The organism is Alloyangia pacifica (genome assembly GCF_003111685.1).
GTDB lineage: Bacteria > Pseudomonadota > Alphaproteobacteria > Rhodobacterales > Rhodobacteraceae > Salipiger > Salipiger pacificus_A.
Map to the genome: position 1 here is coordinate 331,245 of NZ_CP022191.1, position 20,623 is coordinate 351,867.

At 66.7% G+C, this 20,623-nt stretch carries 20 protein-coding genes; 6 read left to right on the forward strand and 14 right to left on the reverse strand.

Going from position 1 to position 20,623, the window contains the following annotated elements; translation table 11 throughout:
* Nucleotide 1: 1 nt before the first annotated feature.
* The 7 genes from CEW88_RS20725 to uxuA form a co-directional block, all read right to left on the reverse strand.
* The gene (locus tag CEW88_RS20725) at nucleotides 2–961 is read right to left on the reverse strand and encodes an ABC transporter permease (protein ID WP_108970260.1); all 960 of its coding nucleotides are present in this window, start codon (nucleotides 959–961) and stop codon (nucleotides 2–4) included.
* Nucleotides 961–2,514: an ABC transporter substrate-binding protein gene (locus tag CEW88_RS20730; RefSeq protein WP_108970261.1), complete on the reverse strand. Its 1,554-nt coding sequence runs from the start codon at nucleotides 2,512–2,514 to the stop codon at nucleotides 961–963. The genes CEW88_RS20725 and CEW88_RS20730 overlap by 1 nt, the downstream gene beginning before the upstream one ends.
* 168 nt (nucleotides 2,515–2,682) lie before the next feature.
* Nucleotides 2,683–3,615 (reverse strand): LysR family transcriptional regulator, encoded by a 933-nt coding sequence (locus CEW88_RS20735; protein WP_254694556.1) that lies wholly within the window; start codon nucleotides 3,613–3,615, stop codon nucleotides 2,683–2,685.
* Nucleotides 3,616–3,708: 93 nt separating this feature from the next.
* Complete coding sequence (locus CEW88_RS20740) at nucleotides 3,709–4,800, reverse strand: NAD-dependent epimerase/dehydratase family protein (protein WP_159099696.1); 1,092 nt, start codon at nucleotides 4,798–4,800, stop codon at nucleotides 3,709–3,711.
* Nucleotides 4,801–5,365: 565 nt separating this feature from the next.
* The gene (locus CEW88_RS20745) at nucleotides 5,366–5,983 is read right to left on the reverse strand and encodes a GNAT family N-acetyltransferase (protein ID WP_108970263.1); all 618 of its coding nucleotides are present in this window, start codon (nucleotides 5,981–5,983) and stop codon (nucleotides 5,366–5,368) included.
* Nucleotides 5,984–6,106: 123 nt separating this feature from the next.
* Nucleotides 6,107–7,561 (reverse strand): mannitol dehydrogenase family protein, encoded by a 1,455-nt coding sequence (locus CEW88_RS20750; RefSeq protein ID WP_108970264.1) that lies wholly within the window; start codon nucleotides 7,559–7,561, stop codon nucleotides 6,107–6,109.
* Nucleotides 7,558–8,775 carry a mannonate dehydratase gene (uxuA, locus tag CEW88_RS20755; protein WP_108970265.1) on the reverse strand — a complete coding sequence of 406 codons (1,218 nt, stop codon included), beginning with the start codon at nucleotides 8,773–8,775 and terminating at the stop codon, nucleotides 7,558–7,560. The genes CEW88_RS20750 and uxuA overlap by 4 nt, the downstream gene beginning before the upstream one ends.
* A gap of 131 nt (nucleotides 8,776–8,906) precedes the next feature.
* Between uxuA and CEW88_RS20760 the strand changes: the two genes are divergently transcribed.
* The 5 genes from CEW88_RS20760 (at nucleotide 8,907) to CEW88_RS20780 (ending at nucleotide 13,578) form a co-directional block, all read left to right on the forward strand.
* Complete coding sequence (locus CEW88_RS20760; protein WP_108970266.1) at nucleotides 8,907–9,605, forward strand: GntR family transcriptional regulator; 699 nt, start codon at nucleotides 8,907–8,909, stop codon at nucleotides 9,603–9,605.
* A 47-nt stretch (nucleotides 9,606–9,652) separates the two neighbouring features.
* Entirely contained in the window at nucleotides 9,653–10,630 is a 978-nt protein-coding gene (locus CEW88_RS20765) for a TRAP transporter substrate-binding protein (RefSeq protein WP_108970267.1), read from the forward strand.
* 105 nt (nucleotides 10,631–10,735) lie between these two features.
* The gene (locus tag CEW88_RS20770) at nucleotides 10,736–11,236 is read left to right on the forward strand and encodes a TRAP transporter small permease (RefSeq protein ID WP_108970268.1); all 501 of its coding nucleotides are present in this window, start codon (nucleotides 10,736–10,738) and stop codon (nucleotides 11,234–11,236) included.
* 1 nt (nucleotide 11,237) lies between these two features.
* Entirely contained in the window at nucleotides 11,238–12,515 is a 1,278-nt protein-coding gene (locus tag CEW88_RS20775) for a TRAP transporter large permease (RefSeq protein WP_108970269.1), read from the forward strand.
* Between the two features lie 10 nt (nucleotides 12,516–12,525).
* A complete protein-coding gene (locus CEW88_RS20780; protein ID WP_108970270.1) occupies nucleotides 12,526–13,578 on the forward strand; it encodes an L-idonate 5-dehydrogenase in 1,053 nt (350 codons plus the stop codon).
* A gap of 69 nt (nucleotides 13,579–13,647) precedes the next feature.
* On the opposite strand, the gene CEW88_RS20785 is transcribed toward CEW88_RS20780, so the two are convergent.
* The 6 genes from CEW88_RS20785 to pcaD form a co-directional block, all read right to left on the reverse strand.
* Entirely contained in the window at nucleotides 13,648–14,859 is a 1,212-nt protein-coding gene (locus CEW88_RS20785) for a M20/M25/M40 family metallo-hydrolase (protein WP_108970271.1), read from the reverse strand.
* A 74-nt stretch (nucleotides 14,860–14,933) separates the two neighbouring features.
* The gene (locus CEW88_RS20790; protein ID WP_108970420.1) at nucleotides 14,934–15,998 is read right to left on the reverse strand and encodes a 3-carboxy-cis,cis-muconate cycloisomerase; all 1,065 of its coding nucleotides are present in this window, start codon (nucleotides 15,996–15,998) and stop codon (nucleotides 14,934–14,936) included.
* A gap of 76 nt (nucleotides 15,999–16,074) precedes the next feature.
* Complete coding sequence (pcaG, locus tag CEW88_RS20795) at nucleotides 16,075–16,674, reverse strand: protocatechuate 3,4-dioxygenase subunit alpha (RefSeq protein WP_108970272.1); 600 nt, start codon at nucleotides 16,672–16,674, stop codon at nucleotides 16,075–16,077.
* A gap of 2 nt (nucleotides 16,675–16,676) precedes the next feature.
* Nucleotides 16,677–17,432: a protocatechuate 3,4-dioxygenase subunit beta gene (gene pcaH, locus CEW88_RS20800; RefSeq protein WP_193989100.1), complete on the reverse strand. Its 756-nt coding sequence runs from the start codon at nucleotides 17,430–17,432 to the stop codon at nucleotides 16,677–16,679.
* Complete coding sequence (gene pcaC / locus CEW88_RS20805) at nucleotides 17,429–17,812, reverse strand: 4-carboxymuconolactone decarboxylase (protein ID WP_108970273.1); 384 nt, start codon at nucleotides 17,810–17,812, stop codon at nucleotides 17,429–17,431. Before pcaC ends, pcaH begins: the two co-directional genes overlap by 4 nt.
* Nucleotides 17,813–18,595 (reverse strand): 3-oxoadipate enol-lactonase, encoded by a 783-nt coding sequence (gene pcaD / locus CEW88_RS20810; protein WP_108970274.1) that lies wholly within the window; start codon nucleotides 18,593–18,595, stop codon nucleotides 17,813–17,815.
* Nucleotides 18,596–18,698: 103 nt separating this feature from the next.
* Here pcaD and CEW88_RS20815 point away from each other — a divergent pair, with 103 nt between their 5' ends.
* A complete protein-coding gene (locus CEW88_RS20815; protein WP_108970275.1) occupies nucleotides 18,699–19,622 on the forward strand; it encodes a LysR substrate-binding domain-containing protein in 924 nt (307 codons plus the stop codon).
* Between the two features lie 21 nt (nucleotides 19,623–19,643).
* Here the strand turns inward: CEW88_RS20815 and CEW88_RS20820 are convergent, their stop codons facing one another.
* Nucleotides 19,644–20,597 (reverse strand): NAD(P)-dependent oxidoreductase, encoded by a 954-nt coding sequence (locus CEW88_RS20820; RefSeq protein ID WP_159099697.1) that lies wholly within the window; start codon nucleotides 20,595–20,597, stop codon nucleotides 19,644–19,646.
* Nucleotides 20,598–20,623 lie beyond the last annotated feature (26 nt).

Sequence of the window (20,623 nt, forward strand, 5' to 3'; positions counted from 1 at the left end):
CTTACGCCTCCTTTCCGCGCGGGTGGCGCAGGCGGGGGTTGAGCGCGATGGCGGCAATGTCGGCGATCATGTTGAGGATCACGTAGGCGGCCCCGAAGATCATCGCGGCGGCCTGCACCATCGGCAGATCGCGCTTCGACACAGCATCGACCATGAAGCGGCCCAGCCCGTTGTAGTTGAACACCGCCTCGACCAGCACAACGCCGGTGATCAGATAGGCGATGTTGAACGAGACCACGTTGACGATGGGCGCGGCGGCATTGGGCGCGGCGTGGCGCATGACCACCCGGCCGTTCTTCAAGCCCTTGAGGAAGGCGGTCTCGATATAGGGCTGGTCCATCACGCCCAGAACCGTCGTCCGGGTCATGCGCAGGATCTGCGCCATGGTGACCATGACCAGCACCAGCATCGGCAGGGTGGTGGCATTGAACCAGGCGGCGAGCCCCATGCCCTCGTAGGTATCGGCAAGGCTCGGCAACCAGCCGGTCTTTACCGAGAGCCAGAGCACCAGCAGCAGGCCGAGGAAGTACTCGGGCAGCGACACGAAGGCGAGCGCGGCGACATTGGCGGCGCGGTCAAAGATCGTGCCCCGCTTGGCGGCGGCGAGGATGCCGAGACCCACGGCCAGAGGCACCGCGATGACCCCGGCGTAGGCCGCCAGCGCCATGGTGTTCCGAAACCGCGGCCAGAGCAGTTCCGAGACCGGCTGACCCGAGGCCATCGAGCGGCCCATGTCGCCGGTGAGGATGCCCCCCAGCCAGTCGAAGTAGCGCTGCAGCGCGGGCACATCGAGCCCGAGCTCGCTGCGCAGCGCGGCGAGGGACTCGGGCGTGGCGCTCTGCCCGAGGATGGCCCCGGCCACGTCGCCGGGCAGGATCTCGGTTCCGGCAAACACCAGAACCGAGACCAGCCAAAGCGTCAGCAGCCCGAGGCCCGCGCGTTTTGCGATCAGCGAACCCATCAGGCTTCCAGCCAGACCTTCTCGGCCATGCGCGCGCCCATCAGGTTGAACATCGCATGGGGTTTCACGCCCTTCACATCCTTCGACACCGCGTCGAGGTAGTCGCCGAACATGGGGATCATCGCGCCGCCGTCCTCGTGGATCAGCGCCTGACACTCCCAGTAGATCTCGCGGCGCTTCTCCTCGTCGAGCAGCGCGCGGGCCTCTTTCAGCAACGCATCGAAACGCTCGTTGCTCCAGCGCGTGTCGTTGTAGGAGGAGCTGGACTCATAGGCGATCGACAGCATCTGGTCGGCGGTCGGACGGCCGCCCCAGTAGGACATGCAGAACGGCACCTGCATCCACACGTCGCTCCAGTAGCCATCCGCCGGCTCACGCTTGATGGTCACGTCGACGCCAGCGCCAGTGGCCGCGCTGCGGAAGACCGCCGCCGCATCGACCGCGCCGGAGAAGGCTGCGTCGGAGGCCGAGAGGGTGACGGCCAGCGGATCAAAGCCGGCCTTCTTGGCGTGGAACTGCGCCTTCTCGGGATCGTAGGCGCGCTGTTCCAGCTCGGAGTTGTAGAAGCGGTCGGTCTGCGGGATCGGGTGGTCATTGCCCAGCTGGCCAAAGCCGTTGAGTGCCGTCTTCAGCAGCTGCTCGCGGTCCACGGCATATTTGATCGCCAGACGTGCGTTCTCGTCGGTGAACGGGGCCTTGGTGCAATCCATCAGGAAGGTGAAGTGCTGGCCCCCGGCCGAGCGGACGATCTCGAGTTTGGGGTTGCGCCCCAGCAGGGTGACGGTCTTGAAGTCCACCGCGTTGATCGCGTGCACCTGGCCCGACATCAGCGCGTTGGTGCGGGCGGTCACATCGTTGATCACCACCACCTCGACGGCATCCACGTTGGCGCAGCCGGGCTTCCAGTAGTCCTCGTTGCGCACGAAGCGGCCACGCACGCCGGGCTCGACGCGCTCGGGGATGAAGGGGCCGGTGCCGACGGGGTTGGACCAGTCGTCGAAGCCCTCGGGCACGACCAGCAGGTGATAATCCGACAGCAGGTACGGCAGATCAGCGTTGCCGCTCTCGAGCGTGATGCGGATCTGGTGATCCGAGAGCTTCTCGATCTCGGTGATCGGCGCGAGGATCGAACGCGCCGCCGAGGAGCTTTCGCCGCGGTGCAGGTTCAGCGAGTAGATCACGTCGTCGGCGGTGAGGCTCTTGCCATTGTGGAAGGTCACGCCCTGACGGATGTCGAACACCCATGCGGCGGCGCCCTCTTCGGCTTCCCAGGCCGAGAACAGCTCGGGCTGGGCGATGTTGTCGGAGTCGATCTCGACGAGGCCGTTCATGACCATGTAGGCCTGGTTCACCGGCACCCAGTCGGCGAGCTTGCGGATGTCGAAATCGTCGGTGGTCGAGCCACCGCTGATCCCGAGCTTCAGCGTGCCACCCTTGCGCGGGGTCTCCTGCGCGCGCAGCGGCAGGCCGCTGAGACCCACGAGGCCCATTCCGGCAGCCCCCGCGAGAAGGCCGCGACGGCTGATGCCGGACATGTCATGAAGTTTCGTCATGTCGTCTCTCCTGTGAATTCTTGCTTATACGCGGCTCTTGTCCGGCTTGGCGCAGAACATTCCGGGGAATGCTTAGAGGTACAAATGAAAATTTGTCATGCCCCTCTGAGGGCATTTCAAGCGCGCGGTTTTCAAATGGGAATCAGAGGCTTGCCCGGTGCCAGCGGCTCAGCTCGCCCGCCATCGCCTGTTGCTCTCGACCAGCCAGTCGCCGACCTGGCGCGCCGCCTGCCGCTGGTGACGGGTGGTTGGGCGCATCAGGTAATACTCGCCATGACCGCGGAACGGCCGCGTATCTGCCGGAACCAGGGCGCCGCTCTCCAGGTAGTCGACAAGGAACCACGTCCAGCCCATGGCGAAGCCGACGCCGCGCCGCGCCGCCTCGACCGAGAGGTGATAGTCGCCGAGCTTCCAGCGGGTCGTCGCGTCGGGCAGCTTGAGGCCGACAGAGGCAAGCCAATTGCCCCAGTCCGTCCACTCCTTGTGGGTCTCCTCGACGGTCAGCAACATCGGGGCCGCCGCCTCTACAAGCGGCGTGCCGCCGGGCGCCATGACCGGAAGGATCTCTTCCGGCCCGAGCGCGGCGACGAGATGGTCGGCGGGGCGGTTGGGGCGGTAGTAGATCGCAAGATCGTATTCGTCGTGACGCAACTGCTGGAAGAAGTCGTTGACGATGAGCTTCAGTTCGAGCGCCGGGAAGGCGTCGCGCAGCCGGGTGAGCCGGGGCAGCATCCAAAGGTCGGCCACGGCGCGCGAGCAGGCGATGGTCACCTGGTCCTGCCGGCGCCGGGCGATCTGCCCCGCTTCGAGCGATTGCAGTGCATCGAGCGCCCGGCCCACCTCCTTGGCGTATTCCTCGCCGATCCGGGTCAGCACCACGCCCGCAGGCTGGCGCTCGAAGAGCGCCGCACCGACGTGATCCTCGAGCTGCGCGATCTGCCGGCTGATGCCGCTCTGGGTCAGCGCCAGCAGCTCGGCGGCGCGGGTGAAGCTGCCGCAGCGCGCGACGGTCTGAAAGGCGATGAGGCTGCGCAGCGGAGGAAGGCGACCGATATCCATGCCGCGCTTATAGGCGAGCGCCACGGCGGCGCGAAGAGCCATTGCGCCGGCAGGAGGTCCCCGGGCGCCGGAAAAGCAACTGCCGCGCTCAGGAGGGAGCGCGGCAGGGGAGGAAAAACTGAAAGGGCGAGGGGGCTATTCGGCCACCTGTGCGGGCTTCATGGAGCCTGCATACTCGTTATGGAAGTAGGTCATCGTATCGAGAAGAACGTCCTCGAGCGCGATCTTCGGCTCCCAGCCAAGAAGCTCCTTGGCCTTCGAGATGTCGGGCATGCGGCGGTCGCAATCTTCGTAACCTTCGCCGTAGAACTCTTCGGCGCTCACCTCGATGATCGGGTAATCCTCGTAAGAGGGATCCCCGGTGATCTTGGCGTAGGTCTTGCGCATCAGATCCGCCAGCTCGGCCATGGTGACCTCGTTGTTGCGGTTGCCGATGTTGAAGGCGTGACCGTTGGCCTTCTCGGGGTTGTCGAGCATGCGGCAGATCGCATCCACGGCCTCGTAGATCGAGACGATGGTGCGGCGTGCCCTGCCGCCGTCCACCAGCTTCATCGGATCGCCGTTGAGCAGGGCGCCCATGAAGCAGGCCAGAACCCGGGGAACGCCATCGCCGTCGCGCTGCGGAATGTAGTCCATACGCGGGCCGAAGAAGTTCAGCGGGCGCACCACGGTGAACGGCAGGCCGTCTTCCTTGTGGTGGGCATAGACAAGACGCTCGACCATCTGCTTGGCGCAGGCATAGGTCCAGCGCTGGTTGACGATCGGCCCCATAATGAGCGGCGTCTCGTCTTCCTTGAGTTCGTAGAGGTCGGGGTTCTCGTAGCTCGTGTCCCCGACATAGCTCGACAGCGTGCGGCCATAGCACTCGCTGGTCGAGAAGCTGATCAACCAGCGCTTGTATTCCACGCAGAGTTCGACAATCGGATAGACGTCGAACAGGTTGGACTTGATCACGCTGATCGGGTTGGTGTTGTACTCGGACGGGTTACAGATCGCGGCAAGGTTGATGACCACATCCCCATCAGCCACAGCATCCCGCAGATCCTGTTGGGTTTCTGGATCATCCACGTAGCGCTGGTGGAGCGTGAAGTTCGGATTATCCAGGTGCTTCCGGATCTTCGAGCTCTCCGGGTCCCATCCGATGATCTTGTGATCGGTGGTGGTGAGCAGGCGATCCAGCAGATGGCTGCCGATAAAGCCCCCGCATCCAAGGATTACAATATTCATCGGATTCTCCGTTCCAATTCGCATATGAAAAGCACCTCCGGTCAGGACCCGCGAGAATGACGGGGGCCCCCAGAAAATATTAGCTTAAAATCTGTAGCTTGCGCGTGGGATTAAAACTTAACTACCCGAATCCTATTACACGAAAATAAACGCTGTGACCACGCTTTGAACATGATCTAGGCCACAGGTTGCGGGACTCAGCCCCTTCCTTGACCGAAAACTTGGCGGCAAATTGCCACCAGTGCCCCGAACTGCGCCACTTCCCGCATCGGCACGACGCTGCGGCGCTGGAATGCGCCGGCGGAACCGCCACGCCACGGCAAGGTCCAGCGATGATTCGCCGGTTTCCGTTGCTGGTGGAGGCGGACCTCCGCACGTGCAAGGACAATGCCTTCGTCGATCGCCCCCGCCCGAGGCCGCAATTCACGATACGGGCGAGAGCCGCAGACCCGGCATGTGTGGGGATTTCACCGAACCCGGCGGCATCCGACACCTTATAACAGGCACCTAATAATAGGCACGTCGGCTGCGCGCCCGCAGAGATTGCCACGGCGGCTGCCGAGCCCTAGGATCGGCCGTGGCGGTCCAGCGGCGAGCGGGGGATTCGGAACATCGCGCCCGGAGTGAGTTCGTGGTGCTGGAAGCCGTGGCGGCTGTAGAAATCCTCGAGCGCGGGCTTGTCGAGCCCCTCCTCCCCGAAGGGCTCGTGGTGCAGCTCGATTCCCAGCTCGGCTTCATCCGCCGCCTCGACCAGCTGGCGCAGGATGCGATGCGCCACGCCCTTGCCCCGGTGCTTCGGCGCCACCCAGATGCCGCTCAGGATAAAGCGTTTGCTCCAGAGCGAATGCTCGATGTAGGCGACGTTCTCCTCGCTGTCGCGATAATAGGTGCGCTCGCCGGTCTCTCCGGTCGAGGCCATGAGACCCGGCACCCGCGCCAGGCGCTCGGTGACATAGGCGTATTTCACCTCGGCGCGGCGACCGGCCCGTTCAAGCCCCTCCTCCAGTTCGCGAGTCAACTCGGGATGGCGAATCTCGCAGTAGTCGCGCATCCCGTGTTGCAGGGCAACGGCCACGAATGCGCGTAACTCATTCTCGAGACGGGTGATTTCGGCGCTCTCCTCGGACTGTCTCCGGGGGGTGCTGAACGTCCGGGACCCGCGTGCAAAGTCGGTATATGGCATGGTGTCCTCCCAGGCCGATAATATAGCGACATTTTCATCAGGTCAGTACATCCGGACATCCTGTTCGCGCAAACAGTGGATTGCGCGACTGCCCGCCTGCGCGGCGGGCAGCGATCATGGCGCTCAGAAGGCGGCTTCACGCGCGATCACGTCCCGCATCGGCTCGAACAGCATCTCCGCCAGAAGCCCCGCCACCTCGGCCCAGAACCCCTCGTCCGCGGCAAGCGCCGGCGGCACGAAGGCTGCGTGACGCAGCGCGCCGACGATCTCGTCGGCCTCCCTGCCCTTGGCCATGGCCTGCAGCTCGGCGGCGCGGGGGTCACGCAGCGCGTAGGGCGCGCAATCGTGGGTCGCGCCGCTGAGGTGTCGCAACCAGGCCGCCGTGGCAAAGGTGAAAGCACGGCAATCCACCCCCCTGGCCCGCGCATCCGCCACTGCGGAAAAGACGCGCTGCGGCATTTTTTCCGAGCCGTCCATGGCAATCTGGAAGGTCTGATGCGCGATCTCGGGGTTCTCGAAGCGTATGGCCAGCGCCTCGGCATAGGCGGCGGTGTCGATCCCCGGGATCACAGGCAGGGTCGCGGCGGCGGCCCCAAGGTGGCGGCGCACCAGCTTGGCCAGCGGCCTTGCCGCCATCACGTCGCGCACGTAGGGGCACCCGGCGTGGAATCCGGCGTAGGCCAGCATGGAGTGGGTGCCGTTGAGCATCCGCAGCTTCATCATCTCGAAGGCGGTGACGTTGCCGGTGAAGATCGCCCCGGCCTTTTCCCAGGCCGGGCGACCTTGCGGGAAATTGTCCTCGATCACCCATTGGACAAAGGTCTCGGTCGCGATCGCTGCCTGGTCCTCGCACCCGGTCAACTCGGCGGCCTCGGCCAGCGTCGCAGGTGTGGCGGCGGGAGTGATGCGGTCGACCATGGTCGAGGGGAAGGCGACCTCGGCAGCAATCCACTCAGACAGCGCGGGATCGATGCGGCGGGCGAAATCCACCACCGCGCCGCGCAGCAGAACGCCGTTATCCGGCAGGTTGTCGCAGCAAAGCACGGTGAAGGGTGTAAGCCCCGCATCCCGGCGGCGGCGCAGCGCCTCGGTCAGCAGGCCCAGCACGCCCTGCGGCGCCGCGGGGCTGGCCAGATCGGCGGCGACGGCGGGGTGCGACGGGTCGCAGCCCTGCGTCGCGCGGTCAAGGCCATAGGCCTTTTCGGTCACCGTCAGCGAGACGATCTTCGTACCCGGCGCGGACATGGCCCCCAGCGCTGGCTCCGGGTTGCCCGCCGAGCAGATGGCATCGGCGATCGCGCCGATCACCCGCGCCTTGGTGCCCTCGGCGCCCTTGGCGATCAGCGTGTAGAGCCCGTTTTGCGGATGCAGCTCGTCCGACGCCTTAGGCGAGCGCAGTGACACACCGAGGATGCGCCAATCGCCGCCCTCGGCCGCCAGCGCCAGATCGGTCAGCGCCGCCTGGTGCGCCTTGTGGAAGGCGCCGAGGCCGAGGTGGACGATGCCCACCCCATGCGCCTGCGGATCATAGCCCGGACGCAACGCCTCGGGCACCTGGCTCAGCGAAGACAGCCTCATGCCGCCCCCGCCGCCAGTTGGTGCTCGAAGGCGCGATAGAGGCCGCGCAGTTCGGCCAGCCCCTTGAGACGGCCAATCGCCGGGTAGCCCGGCTGCGCTTCGCGGCCGATGTCGTCAAGGATGTCCTGCCCGTGGTCGGGGCGGAAGGGGATCGACCAGTCGGCGCGACCCTCGGCCTTTCGGCGGCGCTCCTCGGCGACCACGGCACCGACCATGGCGACCATGTCGGTGTGGCCCGAAAGGTGCTCGTCCTCGTAGAGCGAGTTCATCACCTCGCTGCCCTCGATGCTGACGTTGCGCAGGTGCAGGAAGTGCACGCGGTCGGCCAGCGCCTTGAAGATCTCGACCGGGTTGTTGTCCGGGCGCGCCCCCAGCGAGCCGGTGCAGAGCGTGACGCCATTGGCCCGCAGATCGACGGCGTCGAGGATCTTCCGGTAATGCGCCTCGGTCGACATGATCCGCGGCAGGCCGAGCAGCGGGAAGGGCGGATCGTCCGGGTGGCAGCACAGGCGCATGCCCAGCTCTTCGGCCAGCGGCGTCACCTCCGACAGGAAGTCGATCATGTGCTGCTGCAGCTGGGTCTCGGAGATATTGTCGTATTCCGCGAGGTGCAGCTTCACATCGTCGAGCGAGAATTTCTCTGCCGCGCCGGGCAGGCCAAAGACGACGTTGCCGGCGAGCTGCTCCTTGCGGGCGTCATCCATCTTGGCGAAGCGCTCCGCGGCCTCGGCGACCACATCGTCGGGGAAGCCCTCGGCAGCGCCCGCGCGCTCGAGGATGTGGATGTCGAATGCGGCGAAGTCGATCAGGTCAAAGCGCATGCAGCGCGCGCCGCTCGGACGTTCCCAGGCCAGATCGGTGCGGGTCCAGTCGAGCACCGGCATGAAGTTGTAGCAGATGGTCTCAAGACCGGCCTCGGAAAGGTGCCGCATCGAGGTCTTCCAACTCTCGACATGAGCCTTCCACTCGCCCTTCTGCTTCTTGATGTCTTCCGAAACGGGCAACGATTCGACCACGTCCCAGACCAGCGGCGACGGGCGGCCATCCTTGCGCGTGGCGATCTCGCGCTGGCGCTGCGCGATCTCTTCGGGAGTCCAGACTGCGCTGGTAGGCACGTGGTGCAATGCGGAAACGACGCCCTCGACGCCAGCCTGCATCATGTCGTCGATGCTCACGCGGTCTTTCGGACCGAACCAACGCCAGGTCTGACGCATCGGAAACCCTCCCTCTTGTCTGCCGTGCGGGACGGACTCCCGCGCCTCGGTGGTCACGAGATTCATAGCAGCCGATTCAAATGTTGACTAGTATGGAAGTATGGAGCAGGTTGCCGCCACGGAGGAGAGCTATGGGAATCGAGACAATCCAGATCGAGCAGGTCGACCAGTCAGCGCCCGTCGGACCACAGCTGATCCGCGCCCTGCGCCAGGCGATCGTGCAGAACCAGCTCGAACCCGGCACCCGGCTCTCCGAGGCCGAGATCGGCGCGCGCTTCGGCGTCTCGCGCCAACCCGTCCGCGAAGCCTTCATCAAGCTGGCCGAAGAGGGCCTGCTGGAGATCCGCCCGCAACGCGGATCCTTCGTGCGCAAGATTTCTGTCGCTGCCGTGCTCGACGCGCGCTTCGTGCGCGAGGCGGTCGAGGCCGACATCGCCAAGGCCTGCGCCAGCGCGCGACCCGACGGGCTGGTCGAGGAGTTGCGCAGCCAGATCGCCGCGCAGGCCCGGCTTGTGGATCAGCACCCCGCCGCCTTCGTGCCGCTCGACGACGAGTTTCACCACACGCTGGCCAAGGGCGCGGGTCGCCCCAACGCCTGGGCGGTGATCGTCGGCATGAAGAGCCAGATGGACCGGGTGCGCCAGATGACCTCGGCGCATTTCCCGCTTGAACACCTCATCGCCCAGCATACCGCGGTGGTCGACGCCATCGACGCGGGCGATCCCGATGCCGCCGAGAGGGCGATGCGCGGCCACCTGCAGATGATCCTGTCGGACCTGCCGGCCATCCGCGAGGCCTTCCCCGATTACTTCGACCCCGATGCCGCGTGAATATCCGCGCTGCATCGTCCCCAAGCGACCCTGAAAGGGAGGACACCATGACTGTCGCCAAAACCCTGAAAACCCTGCTGCTTTCCGGCATTGCCACCGTCGCGCTCAGCGCTTCGGCGATGGCTGCCGACATGACCCTGAAGCTCGGCCACCTCGCCAACGAGGACAACATCTGGCACAAGGCTTCGCTGAAGTTCGCCGAGGAGCTGGCCACGCTCACCGACGGCCGCATCGAGGTCGAGGTCTATCCGAACGAGACGCTCGGCAAGGAAGTCGACGTGATCAACGGCATGCAGCTCGGCACCGCCGACATGACCATCACCGGCGAGTCGCTGCAGAACTGGGCACCGATGGCAGCGCTGCTGGCGATGCCCTATGCCTACAGCTCGCTCGAGGACATGGACTCCGTCGCCGGCGGCGAGCTTGGCGACCGCATCGAGGCGCAGATCATCGAGAAGGTGGGTATCCGCCCGATCGCCTATTTCGCCCGTGGCCCGCGCGAGCTGACCTCGAACCGCCCGATCACCTCGCCGGACGAGCTGAACGGCCTGAAGATGCGCGTGCCGAACGTGCCGCTCTTCCTCAACGTCTGGAAGGCGCTTGGCGCGAACCCGACCCCGATGGCCTTCTCCGAGGTGTTCACCTCGCTGCAGAACGGCACCATCGAGGCGCAGGAGAACCCACTGGCGCTGATCAAGTCGGCCAACTTCAACGAGGTCCAGAAGTACATCAACAAGACCGATCACGTGCGCTCGTGGATCTACCTGACGATCTCGGAAATGGCGTGGAACCAGATGTCCGAAGAGGATCAGGCCAACGTCATAGAAGCCGCCAAGCGCACGCAGGAATACGAGCGTGAGCTCTTCCTCGCCGACGAAGAGCAGCTGGTCACCCAGCTTCAGGACCTCGGCGTGGAATTTGTCGACGTCGACAACGAGGCCTTCGCAGCCGCCGCCAAGGAAGCGGTGCTGAGCTCGGTCTCCGAAGACATCCGGCCCGACGTCGAAGCGCTCTTCGACCGCTGAGCCGGACCGCGGGCCCCTCCTCCCCTTCTCCCGGGCCCGTACTCCCGGGCCGGACCCCTCCACTCGGGTCCGGCCCTTCCCGTAATTTCACCGAAGAGCCGATCCATGCAAAAGCTCGTCACGGTCCTGACCGCAATCGCTCGCATCGCGACGGGGCTCAGCTTCGCCGCCATCATCGCCGCCGTCATCATCCAGCTGCTCGGGCGCTCGGGGGTGATCTCCTCGGTCGTCTGGACCGAGGAGCTGACCCGCTTCGCCCTGCTCTACCTCGCCGCCTTCGGCGTCGGGCTGGCCTACCGCTCGGGCGATCTGGTCAATGTCGACATCGTCTGCGAGGCCCTGCCCGGACGGCTGCCCTGGATGCTGCGGCTCATCTGCGCGGTGATCACGCTCGGCTTCGGCCTGATGCTGATCAAGGCGACCTGGCTTTACGTGTCGATCGGCGCGCGGCAGACAGCGCCGTCTTTGGGCGTGCGCATGGATTTCATTCACGCCTCGGTGCTGGTCGCATTGCTCTCGATCAGCCTGTTTGCCGGGCTGCGCGTGGCCGGCATGCTGAGCCGCCGCGACACCGGACTTCCCGAAAAACCCGAAGAGGAGCTCTGAGATGGAGCTGACCATTCTGCTCGGCTGCTTCCTCGGCGGCCTGATCATCGGCTTGCCTGTGGCGATCACCCTCGGCGTGTCGTCGATGGCCTACATCCTCTTCAAGGGCATGCCGCTCGTGGTCATCCCGCAGAAAATGTACGCGGGCATGGACAGCTTCGTGCTGCTCTGCATCCCCGGCTTCATCCTTGCCGGCAACCTGATGAACGCCGGCGGCATCACCGGGCGCATCGTGCGGCTGGCGCAGGCGCTGGTCGGCTGGATGCGCGGCGGGCTGGGCCTCACCAACGTCGCCGCCTCGATGCTCTTCGGCGGCATCTCTGGCACCGCCGCGGCGGACGCCGCCTCGATCGGCGGCATGATGATCCCCGGCATGAAGAAGGCCGGCTACCCCGCCGATTTCTCCGCCGCGATCACCGCCGCCTCCTCGACCGTCGGGCCGATCATCCCACCCTCGGTGCCGATGATCATCGTCGGCACGCTCTCGGGCATCTCGGTCGGCAAGATGTTCATCGCGGGCGCCCTGCCCGGCATCCTGATGGGCGTGGCAATGATGGTCACCGCCTGGATCATCGCGCGCCGCAACAACTACCCGCGCCAGCAATGGCAGGGCATGGGCGAATTGTGGAAAGCTTTCCTCGGCGCGTTCTGGGCCGTGGCCATGACCGGGCTCATCGTCGGCGGGCTGCTCACCGGCTTCGCCACCCCGACCGAGACCGCCATCGTCGCCTCGATCTACGCCTTCGTCGTCGGTGCCTTCGTCTACCGCGGGCTCAAGCTGCGCGACGTGCCGAAGATCCTGATCGACAGCGCCGTTTCCGCCGCCGCAATCCTGGTGCTGGTCGGCCTTGCCAACGTCTTCGGCTGGATCCTCGTATCCGAGCGCATCCCGCAGATGATCGCCGACAGCGTACTCAGCATCACCGACAACAAGTTCCTGGTGATCCTGCTGATCAACCTGGTGCTGCTCTTCGTCGGCATGTTCATGGAGACCATCGCCGCGCTGATCATCCTCTTCGGCCCGCTTCTTGCGCTGGCCACCGGCGTCGGCGTCGACCCGCTTCACTTCGCGGTCTTCGCGGTGCTCAACCTGATGATCGGCCTGACCACACCGCCGGTCGGCGTATGCCTGTTCATCTGCGCCGGCATCGGCCGGGTCACGCTCTGGCAAGTCACCCGCGCGATCATGCCCTTCATCATCACCAACATCCTCGTGCTGCTGCTCGTGTCGTACGTGCCGTTCTTCAGCACCTGGCTGCCCTCCTTCCTGTCGAACTAGGACCAAGATCATGACCAACCGCATCGCACGGCTGCACGGACAGAAAGACCTGCGCGTCGAGACCATCGAAGAGCCCACCGCGGCGGCGGGCGAGGTGGTGGTCGCGATCGGCGCGGGCGGCATCTGCGGCTCGGACATCCACTATTATGCCGACGGCGGCATCGGCACGATCCGGGTGCGCGAGCCGATCATCATCGGCCACGAGGCGGCGGGCACCGTGGTCTCGGTCGGCGACGGAGTGACCGGCGTGAGCCCCGGCGACGTGGTGGCGGTGAACCCCTCCCACCCCTGCGGAGAGTGCAAGTTCTGCACCGCGGGCGAGCACCAGCACTGCATGAGCATGCGCTTCAAGGGCTCGGCGATGTTCCTGCCGCACGAGCAGGGCTTCTTCCGTGACCGCATCGCGATCGGGGCAGGCCAGTGCTACAAGATCGCCGAGGGCGTGCCGATGGCCGAGGCCGCGCTGGCCGAGCCGCTCGCCGTCTGCTGCCGCGCCGTGACCCGGGCCGTAAAGGTTGCGGGTTCGCTCGAGGGCAAGCGCGTCCTCGTCACCGGCGCTGGCCCGATCGGCGCGCTATGCGTGGCGCTGGCCAAGCATTACGGAGCCTCGGAGATCGTGGTCACCGACCTGCAGGACGCGACCCTCGAAGTGGCCAAGCAGGTCGGCGCAACCCGCGCGATCAACGTCGCCACCAACGGCGAAGCCCTGGCCGAATACGAGGCCGAGAAAGGCCAGTTCGACCTCTGCTTTGAATGCTCCGCCGCCGGCCCGGCAATCCGCTCGGCCATCGCCTGCACCCGCCCGCTCGGCACCATCGTGCAGGTTGGCGTCATGGGCGACACGCCGGTGCCGTTCAACATGCTGGTCTCGAAAGAGATCAACCTCTGCGGCACACACCGGTTCGACGCCGAGTTCGGCCAGTCGGTAGAGCTGATCAACGCGCGCGCCCTGACCCTCGCGCCCATCGTGACGCATTCCCTGCCCGTCGATCAGGCACAGGACGCCATCGAACTGGCGATAGATCGGGGCAAAGCGGTGAAGGTCCAGCTGACCTTCGGCTGACCCACCTCCCCTGCCCCTGCAAGGACCGCGCCGCCCACCGGCGCGGTCCTTCTTTTTGGGGCCCGGGCTTCAGCCCTCGATCATCCCCACCGTGCCGAGGATCGCGGCAAGCCCCGCGTAGAGCCCGCGCAGCGACAGCTCCGGCTCGACGTCGATCCACTCCTCGAGAGTGTGCGCCCGCCCGCCGGTGCCGCCCGATCCGAGGCAAATCGCCGGCACGCCAAGGCTCATGGGAATATTGGCGTCGGTCGAGCTCTCGCCGGTCGACGCCGTGAAGCCAAAGGCCGGAAGGGCCGCAAGGGCCGACTGGACGATGGTGCTCTCGGGCGCGGTCTGCCCCGCCGGGCGGTTGCCGATGCGGCTCACCTCGGCGCGGATCGCGCCATGGCGGGTGTCGCCGCGGGCGTTCTCCGCCGCCACGGCCTCCTCGACGAGCGCGTGCAGCGCCGTGTCGAGCTTGTCCAGCTCGGCTGCATCCACAGAACGCAGGTCGACCTCGAGCCAAACGTCCTCGGGGATGGCATTGATCGAGCTGCCGCCCCCCATGACCGAGGCGCAGAATGTGGTGCGCGGCTCTGCCGGGACCTCGATCCGCGCCATGCCCGCCATCAGCGACCCGAGCGCATAGGCCGGGTTGACCGTGCCGAAGGCGTTCAGCGAATGCCCGCCCGGCCCGCGGAACGTCACCCTGTAGCGCAGCGAGCCGACTGCGCCGGTGGTGATCTGTCCCACCTCCAGCCCGTCGATGGTGAAGAAGCCCGCGATCTTTTCGCGGTAGGCGCCCTGCTCAAAGAGATACCGGATGCCGCGCAGGTCGCCCTTGCCCTCCTCGCCCACGTCGCCGACGAAGAGGATATCCTGCTCTGTCTCGATCCCCGCGGCATCCAGCGCCCGGATAAAGGCCAGCAGCGCCGCCAGCCCGCGCGTGTCATCGCCGACGCCCGGCGCATAGAGCTTGGTGCCCTCGCGTCGCACGGTCACGTCGGTGCCTTCGGGGAAAACGGTGTCGAGATGCGCCGCGACCACGATCACTTGCCCGTTGCCGCGGCCGCGGCGCAGGCCCAGCACGTTGCCGATGCCGTCAAGTTCGACCTCCTGAAGCCCCAGCGCGCGGAACTTCTCAGCGTAGGCAGCGGCGCGGACCTCTTCCTTGAAGGGCGGCGCGGGGATCTCGGTCAGCTCTATGATCTCGCCGACAAAGCGCTCATGGCCCTGCGCCAGGTCCTCCTGCGCGCGCTTGAAACGGTCCGATGCGATGATCCGGGCGACGTCTTGGGTCATGGAAGGTCCTGTAACTGGATCGAAAGGGGAAACGGTTCCGGACCCAGTTACAGGAAGGCGGGCTCGCCCGCCACTCAGTCCGGAGCGCCGATCCGCTCGATGCTCCCCACCAGCGCCTGCGCCGTCGCCAGCGCCCGGGCCGTGGCCTGCGCCATCTGCGGCAGGATCATCCACTCCAATGCCCAGGCCGCGCCCGAGCGCTCCTGCTCGTGGATCAGCGCCTGGTGCATGCCCGAAAGCTGCACCGCGTTGAACCGCGCCAGCGTCACCAGCAGCTCGGCCCCCACCGGGTTTTGCTTGTGCGGCATTGCCGAAGAGCCGCCGCCGCCCGAGAGCTTGATCTCATCCAGCCCCTGCTGAGCCATCAGGCAGATGTCCTGCCCGATCTTTCCCAGCGTGCCGGTGATGAGCGACAAGAGCCCCGCGTATTCGGCCACCCTGCCCCGCATGGCGTGCCATGCCCCGCCGGTGCTGGCGAGGCCGAGCTCGGCGGCGACGTGATCGGTCACCGCCTGCGCGTCCTCCCCCAGCGCCCCGCGGTCGCCCGAGGCGCCGCCGACCTGCACGCGCTCGACCCGCGGGGCGATCTCGGCCAGCCGTTCCAGATGCGCTGCAAGTGGCTGGTGCCAGGGTCGCAGGCGGTCGGACACGGTAATCTCGGTCGCCGCCTGCATCCGCGTGCGGCCCATCAACGGGGTCTCGCCCTGTCGCGCGTCAAGCTCGATCAAAGCCGCCTCGAGCTCGGCCACCCGCCGTGCCAGCAGCGCGGTGCTGTCCTTGAGCGTCAGCACCAGCGCGCTGTCCACCACGTCCTGCGAGGTGGCACCCTTGTGCAGCGCCGAGGCCCCGTCCGGTCCGACAATCACCTGCAGCTGCTTCACCAGCCGCGGCACCGGCACGCCATCCTGCGCCATGCCTGCCCGGATGTCCGCGAGATCGATCCGCGCCGAGGCAATCGCCTCGGCCGCAGCCTCGGCCAGCGCCGCATCCACCCGCCCGCAGGCGCCGAGCGCCCGGCTCCAGGCCGCCTCGAAGGCAAGCATATGCGACATCTGGCGCTCGGCGGACCAAATCTCCGCCATCTCCGGATCGCCGAACAGCCCGCCCAGCCAGGGGTGATCGAAAACGCTCGCGCTCATCTTGCTCCGTCCCTCTTGCATGTCGAAAGGGCGACCTTAAGGCCGCCCCGTTTCTTTTTTGCTTACAGCGCCTGTCTCAGATGTCGAGAAAGACCGTCTCGCCCTCGCCCTGCAAGCGGATGTCGAAGCGGTACTTGCCCTCGCCGGTCTTCTTGGCGATCAGCGTCTCGACCCGCGGGCGCTGCTCGATGCGTGCCAGAAGCGGGTCCGAGGAATTGTCCTCGTCCTCGAAGTAGATACGCGTCTGCAACCCGATGTTGATGCCGCGCGCCACGACCCAGAGCGAGATATGCGGCGCGCCGACCACGCCGCCGCGGCCCTTCACCTTGCCCGGCTTCACCGTGCGCAGGGTGAACTCGCCGGTCTCGGCATCGGCGGCAAAGCGGCAATGGCCCGAAACCTTGGGGTCAGCGCCGTCCTGACCGGGGAACACACCCTTGGCATCGGGCTGCCAGCTCTCGATCAACGCGTCGCGCATCGCCCAGCCGGTGCCGTCGTAGACCGAGCCGGTGATCTCGATGATCTCGCCCTCGCAGCCCTCTTCGATGGGGCTGACGCCGATTTCCTCGTGGTAATACCCGGCGTTGCCCGCGTAGGTGGGCATCAGGCCGATGTGGACATAGGGCCCGGCGGTCTGCGAGGCGGTTTCCACGAGGGTGTCGAGTTTCTGCACCATGATCACATGCCCTCCAGCTTGTTCTCGAACATCGACTGGCGGCGGCCGCGGAGCACGATGTCGAACTTGTAGGCGAGGTAGTCGAGCGGGCGCGAATGCGCCAGATCGAGCGGGGCGACCAGCGCGTCGAGCTGGGCGCGGTTCTTGATCGTCGCGGCGATCGGACAATGGTCGATGAGCGGATCGCCCTCGAAATACATCTGGGTGATCAGCCGCTGGCCGAAGCTGTGACCGTAGACCGAGATATGGATGTGCATCGGACGCCAGTCGTTGCCGCGGTTCGGCCAGGGATATGCGCCCGGGCGGATGGTCAGGAACTGGTAATAGCCGTTCTCATCCGTCAGCGTGCGGCCGCAGCCGCCGAAGTTCGGATCGAGCGGCGCCAGGTAGGTATCTTTCTTGTGCCGGTAGCGTCCGCCCGCGTTGGCCTGCCAGATCTCCAGCAGCGTGTTCGGTACCGGGCGCGCGTTCTCGTCGAGCACGCGGCCGTGCATCAGGATGCGCTCGCCCACGGCCGGGGCCGCGCCCTTGGTCCAGTTGAGGATCAGGTTGTTGTCGAGCGCGCCGAGCTTGCCGTGACCGAAGGTCGGGCCGGTTTCCTCCGAGGGCGAACTTTCCAGCGACAGCAGCGGCAGGTTCGGGGACCGCGCGACGCTGGTTTTGTAGCCCGGATCATAAGCCACCGGATGCACGTAGCGGTTGCGCGGGATCAGCGGACCCTTGTCGTTGATCGAGTCTGGGGTGATGAAGTTGCTCATTCGGCTGCCGCCTCCATTTCGGCATAGGTCGCCTTGGCCAGTTTCAGCGCGTGGTTGGCGCGCGGAACCCCGGCGTAGATCGCCACGTGCTGGAAGGCCTCCAGAACGTCCTGCTTGCTGGCCCCGGTGCGCGCCGTGGCGCGGATGTGCATCGGGATCTCCTCGAAGTTGCCAGTTGCCGCCAGCAGCGCCAGCGTCAGCATCGAGCGCTCACGCTGGCTGATCGCGTCCGAGGCCCAGACCGTGCCCCAGGCGCTGCGGGTGATCAGCGTCTGGAAGGGCTCGTCAAAAGGCGTCTTGTTGGCCTCGGCGCGGTCGACGTGGGCATCGCCCAGCACCGACCGGCGCGTCTTCATGCCCTGTTCGTAAAGCTCGTCCATTCAGGCAGTCCTTTCCAGAAAGTCGTTGATCAGGCGGGCGGTCTCGGTGGGCTGCTCGACGCAGGGGATGTGCCCCGCCGCCTCGATCAGCGCGAACTCCGCCCGGCACAGCTCGGCGGTGGCGCGCACCAGCTCGGGCGGGGTCGAGCCGTCCTCGGCTCCGGCCATGGCCAGCACCGGCAGCGTCAGCGCGCGGGTGCTCTCGGTCAGATCGGCGCCCGCGATGGCCGCGCAGCACCCGACGTAGCCCTCGAGCGGAGTGCGCACGAGCATGTTCCTCCACGCGGCGAACTGCGGGTCGCTCTCGCGGAAGCCGGGGGTGAACCAACGCTCGAGGATGGCATCGGCCAGCGCGGCGACGCCGCCTGCGCGGATGCCGTCGATCCGGGTTTGCCACATCTCGGGCGTACCGATCTTGGCCGCCGTATCCATCAGCACCAGCGCGCGGATGAGGTCCGGCCGCTTCGCCGCAAGACCCTGCCCGATGAGCCCGCCGATCGACAGGCCGACGAAGGTGACGTCCTTGAGCTCCAGCGCCTCGCAGATCGCCTCGGCATCGCCCACCAACATCTCCATCTCGTAGGGCGCCTCGGGGGCATCCGACAGCCCGTGGCCGCGCTTGTCGAAACGCACCACGCGCAGCCCCTCGGGCAGCAGCGGGATGAGCGCGTCCCAGACCCGCAGGTCGGTGCCGAGCGAATTGGCCAGCATCAGCACGCGGCCATCTTTCGGGCCCTCGTCGCGGATGTGCAGGCTGACGCCGGCTACGGTGATTGTCTGCATGATGCCTCCTCGCGGCCGGATCGGGCCTTGGCGTTCTTCTGCCATGGCAAATCGCCGATGAAAAATATAACCAGAGGCAGAACCCATAACTCCGAGGTTATGAATGATCCACCCCCACCTGCGCATGCGGCACCTGCGCGTCTTCCTCGAGACCGCCCGGCTCGGCAGCCTCAGCGCCGCCGCCGAGAGCCTGCATGTGAGCCAGCCCGCGGCCTCCAAGACCGTGCGGGAGCTAGAAGATATCCTGAACGCCCAGCTCTTTGACCGCAGCGGGCGACGTCTTGCACTGACCCGGGCGGGAAAGATCTTCCAGCAATACGCAGGCACCGCGCTTGCCGATCTCGAGCGTGGGCAGCGGCTGCTGAGCGATCTCCCGCAGCACCAGCGCAAACTCGCCGTGGGGGTGCTGCCGACCGCTGCCACCGGGCTCTTCCCAGATGCCGCCGCGCGATTCCGCGAGACCCACCCGGACTGCACCCTGCGCGTCTCCACCGGGCCGAATTGGCTGCTGCTGTCGCAGCTCCGCGAAGGGGCGCTGGACATCGTGGTGGGGCGGATGCCCGCCACTGGTACCGGCGAGGGGCTCAGCTTCCGACAGCTATACTGGGAGCGCGTGGTGCCGGTGATCCGCCCCAGCCACCCGCTCGCCGGGCAAGATTGGAAGCCCGCCGAGTTGCTGCGCTACCCGCTGATGCTGCCGCCCGCCGGGGCGGTGATCTCGGGCTCGGTGCGCGCTTTCCTGCAATCGCTGGGACTGGGCGAGCCGATTCCCGCATATGAGAATGTTTCCCACGCCTTTGGACGCCGCGTCGTGGCGCGCTCCGACACCATCTGGTTCATCTCGGCGGGCGTGGTCCGCGCCGAACTGGACAGCGGCGAGCTGAGCGTGCTGCCGGTGCAGAACGAGCTGCTCGGCGGGCCCCTCGGCATCTCGCTGCGCGAGGGGATGCTGCCGGACCCGGTGCTGCAGGACCTCGTTGAGGCGCTGGTCGCCGTCGCCGCCGCACACCCGGCGCAGGAGGACTGAGCCCCCTGCCCCGCGCCCGGTTCAGCCGGCGGTTGCCAGCGCCCTCATCTCCGGCACCGGGGTGACCAGCGGCGCACCGGCCGTAAAGGCCGCGATGTTGTCGCACATGAGGTCGGTCGCCATCTGCTGCACTTCGGGCGCGTTGCCTGCCATATGCGGGGTCAGCACGACGTTCTCAAGCGCACAGAGCGCGGCAGGCACCTCGGGCTCATGCTCGAAGACGTCGAGTCCCGCGCCCTTGAGCGTGCCCGCCTGCAATGCCGCGATCAGCGCGTCGGTGTCGACCACCGTGCCCCGCCCGACGTTGAAGAGATAGCCCTGCGGCCCCAGCGCGGCGAGCACCTCGGCGTTCACCGCGTGCTGCGTCGCCGCCCCGCCCGGCACGCAGGCCACGAGGTAATCGACCCGCCCCGCCAGTTCCAACAGCGAGGGCACATAGGCATAGGGCAGCTCCGGCTTCGGGCTGCGGCTGTGGTAGCTCACCTCGATGTCGAAGGCCGTCGCCCGTCGCGCCAGCGCCGCGCCGATGCCGCCCATGCCGAAGATCCCCATCTTCTTTCGCGAGACCAGCGGTCGCGGCGTCTCCGTATAGTTCCACGCCCCCGAGCGGGTCAGCCGGTCCTGATGCGGAATACAGCGCACCACGGAAAGCAGGAGCGCCATGGCGTGATCGGCCACCGCCCCGGCGTTCACCCCGGCGCCATGGGTGACCCTGATGCCGCGGTCGATGGCCGCCTGCACGTCGATCCCCTCGTAGCCGGTGCCGACGCAGCAGATCAGCCCGAGGTTCGGCAACTCGTCCATCTCGGCGCCCGTGGCGCCCTTGAACCCGGCGGTGATCAGCACGCGGACCGCGGCGCGCTCCGTCTCGGTCAGATGCGCGTATCCAGCGGTGCAATCGTGCAGCGTGAAGCGTTCGCCGAGCATGCGGTGATAGGCCTGGGTCTTGATGTTGATGGCGATCTGCTGCGGCATGAGGCGCTCCGGTTCGAGGCACGCGC

Coding starts and splice junctions, on each gene's coding strand:
- CEW88_RS20725 (WP_108970260.1), bottom strand. CDS start 961: ATGGGTTCGCTGATCGCAAAACGCGCGGGCCTCGGGCTGCTGACGCTT.
- CEW88_RS20730 (WP_108970261.1), bottom strand. CDS start 2,514: ATGACGAAACTTCATGACATGTCCGGCATCAGCCGTCGCGGCCTTCTC.
- CEW88_RS20735 (WP_254694556.1), bottom strand. CDS start 3,615: ATGGCTCTTCGCGCCGCCGTGGCGCTCGCCTATAAGCGCGGCATGGAT.
- CEW88_RS20740 (WP_159099696.1), bottom strand. CDS start 4,800: ATGAATATTGTAATCCTTGGATGCGGGGGCTTTATCGGCAGCCATCTG.
- CEW88_RS20745 (WP_108970263.1), bottom strand. CDS start 5,983: ATGCCATATACCGACTTTGCACGCGGGTCCCGGACGTTCAGCACCCCC.
- CEW88_RS20750 (WP_108970264.1), bottom strand. CDS start 7,561: ATGAGGCTGTCTTCGCTGAGCCAGGTGCCCGAGGCGTTGCGTCCGGGC.
- uxuA (WP_108970265.1), bottom strand. CDS start 8,775: ATGCGTCAGACCTGGCGTTGGTTCGGTCCGAAAGACCGCGTGAGCATC.
- CEW88_RS20760 (WP_108970266.1), top strand. CDS start 8,907: ATGGGAATCGAGACAATCCAGATCGAGCAGGTCGACCAGTCAGCGCCC.
- CEW88_RS20765 (WP_108970267.1), top strand. CDS start 9,653: ATGACTGTCGCCAAAACCCTGAAAACCCTGCTGCTTTCCGGCATTGCC.
- CEW88_RS20770 (WP_108970268.1), top strand. CDS start 10,736: ATGCAAAAGCTCGTCACGGTCCTGACCGCAATCGCTCGCATCGCGACG.
- CEW88_RS20775 (WP_108970269.1), top strand. CDS start 11,238: ATGGAGCTGACCATTCTGCTCGGCTGCTTCCTCGGCGGCCTGATCATC.
- CEW88_RS20780 (WP_108970270.1), top strand. CDS start 12,526: ATGACCAACCGCATCGCACGGCTGCACGGACAGAAAGACCTGCGCGTC.
- CEW88_RS20785 (WP_108970271.1), bottom strand. CDS start 14,859: ATGACCCAAGACGTCGCCCGGATCATCGCATCGGACCGTTTCAAGCGC.
- CEW88_RS20790 (WP_108970420.1), bottom strand. CDS start 15,998: ATGAGCGCGAGCGTTTTCGATCACCCCTGGCTGGGCGGGCTGTTCGGC.
- pcaG (WP_108970272.1), bottom strand. CDS start 16,674: ATGGTGCAGAAACTCGACACCCTCGTGGAAACCGCCTCGCAGACCGCC.
- pcaH (WP_193989100.1), bottom strand. CDS start 17,432: ATGAGCAACTTCATCACCCCAGACTCGATCAACGACAAGGGTCCGCTG.
- pcaC (WP_108970273.1), bottom strand. CDS start 17,812: ATGGACGAGCTTTACGAACAGGGCATGAAGACGCGCCGGTCGGTGCTG.
- pcaD (WP_108970274.1), bottom strand. CDS start 18,595: ATGCAGACAATCACCGTAGCCGGCGTCAGCCTGCACATCCGCGACGAG.
- CEW88_RS20815 (WP_108970275.1), top strand. CDS start 18,699: ATGATCCACCCCCACCTGCGCATGCGGCACCTGCGCGTCTTCCTCGAG.
- CEW88_RS20820 (WP_159099697.1), bottom strand. CDS start 20,597: ATGCCGCAGCAGATCGCCATCAACATCAAGACCCAGGCCTATCACCGC.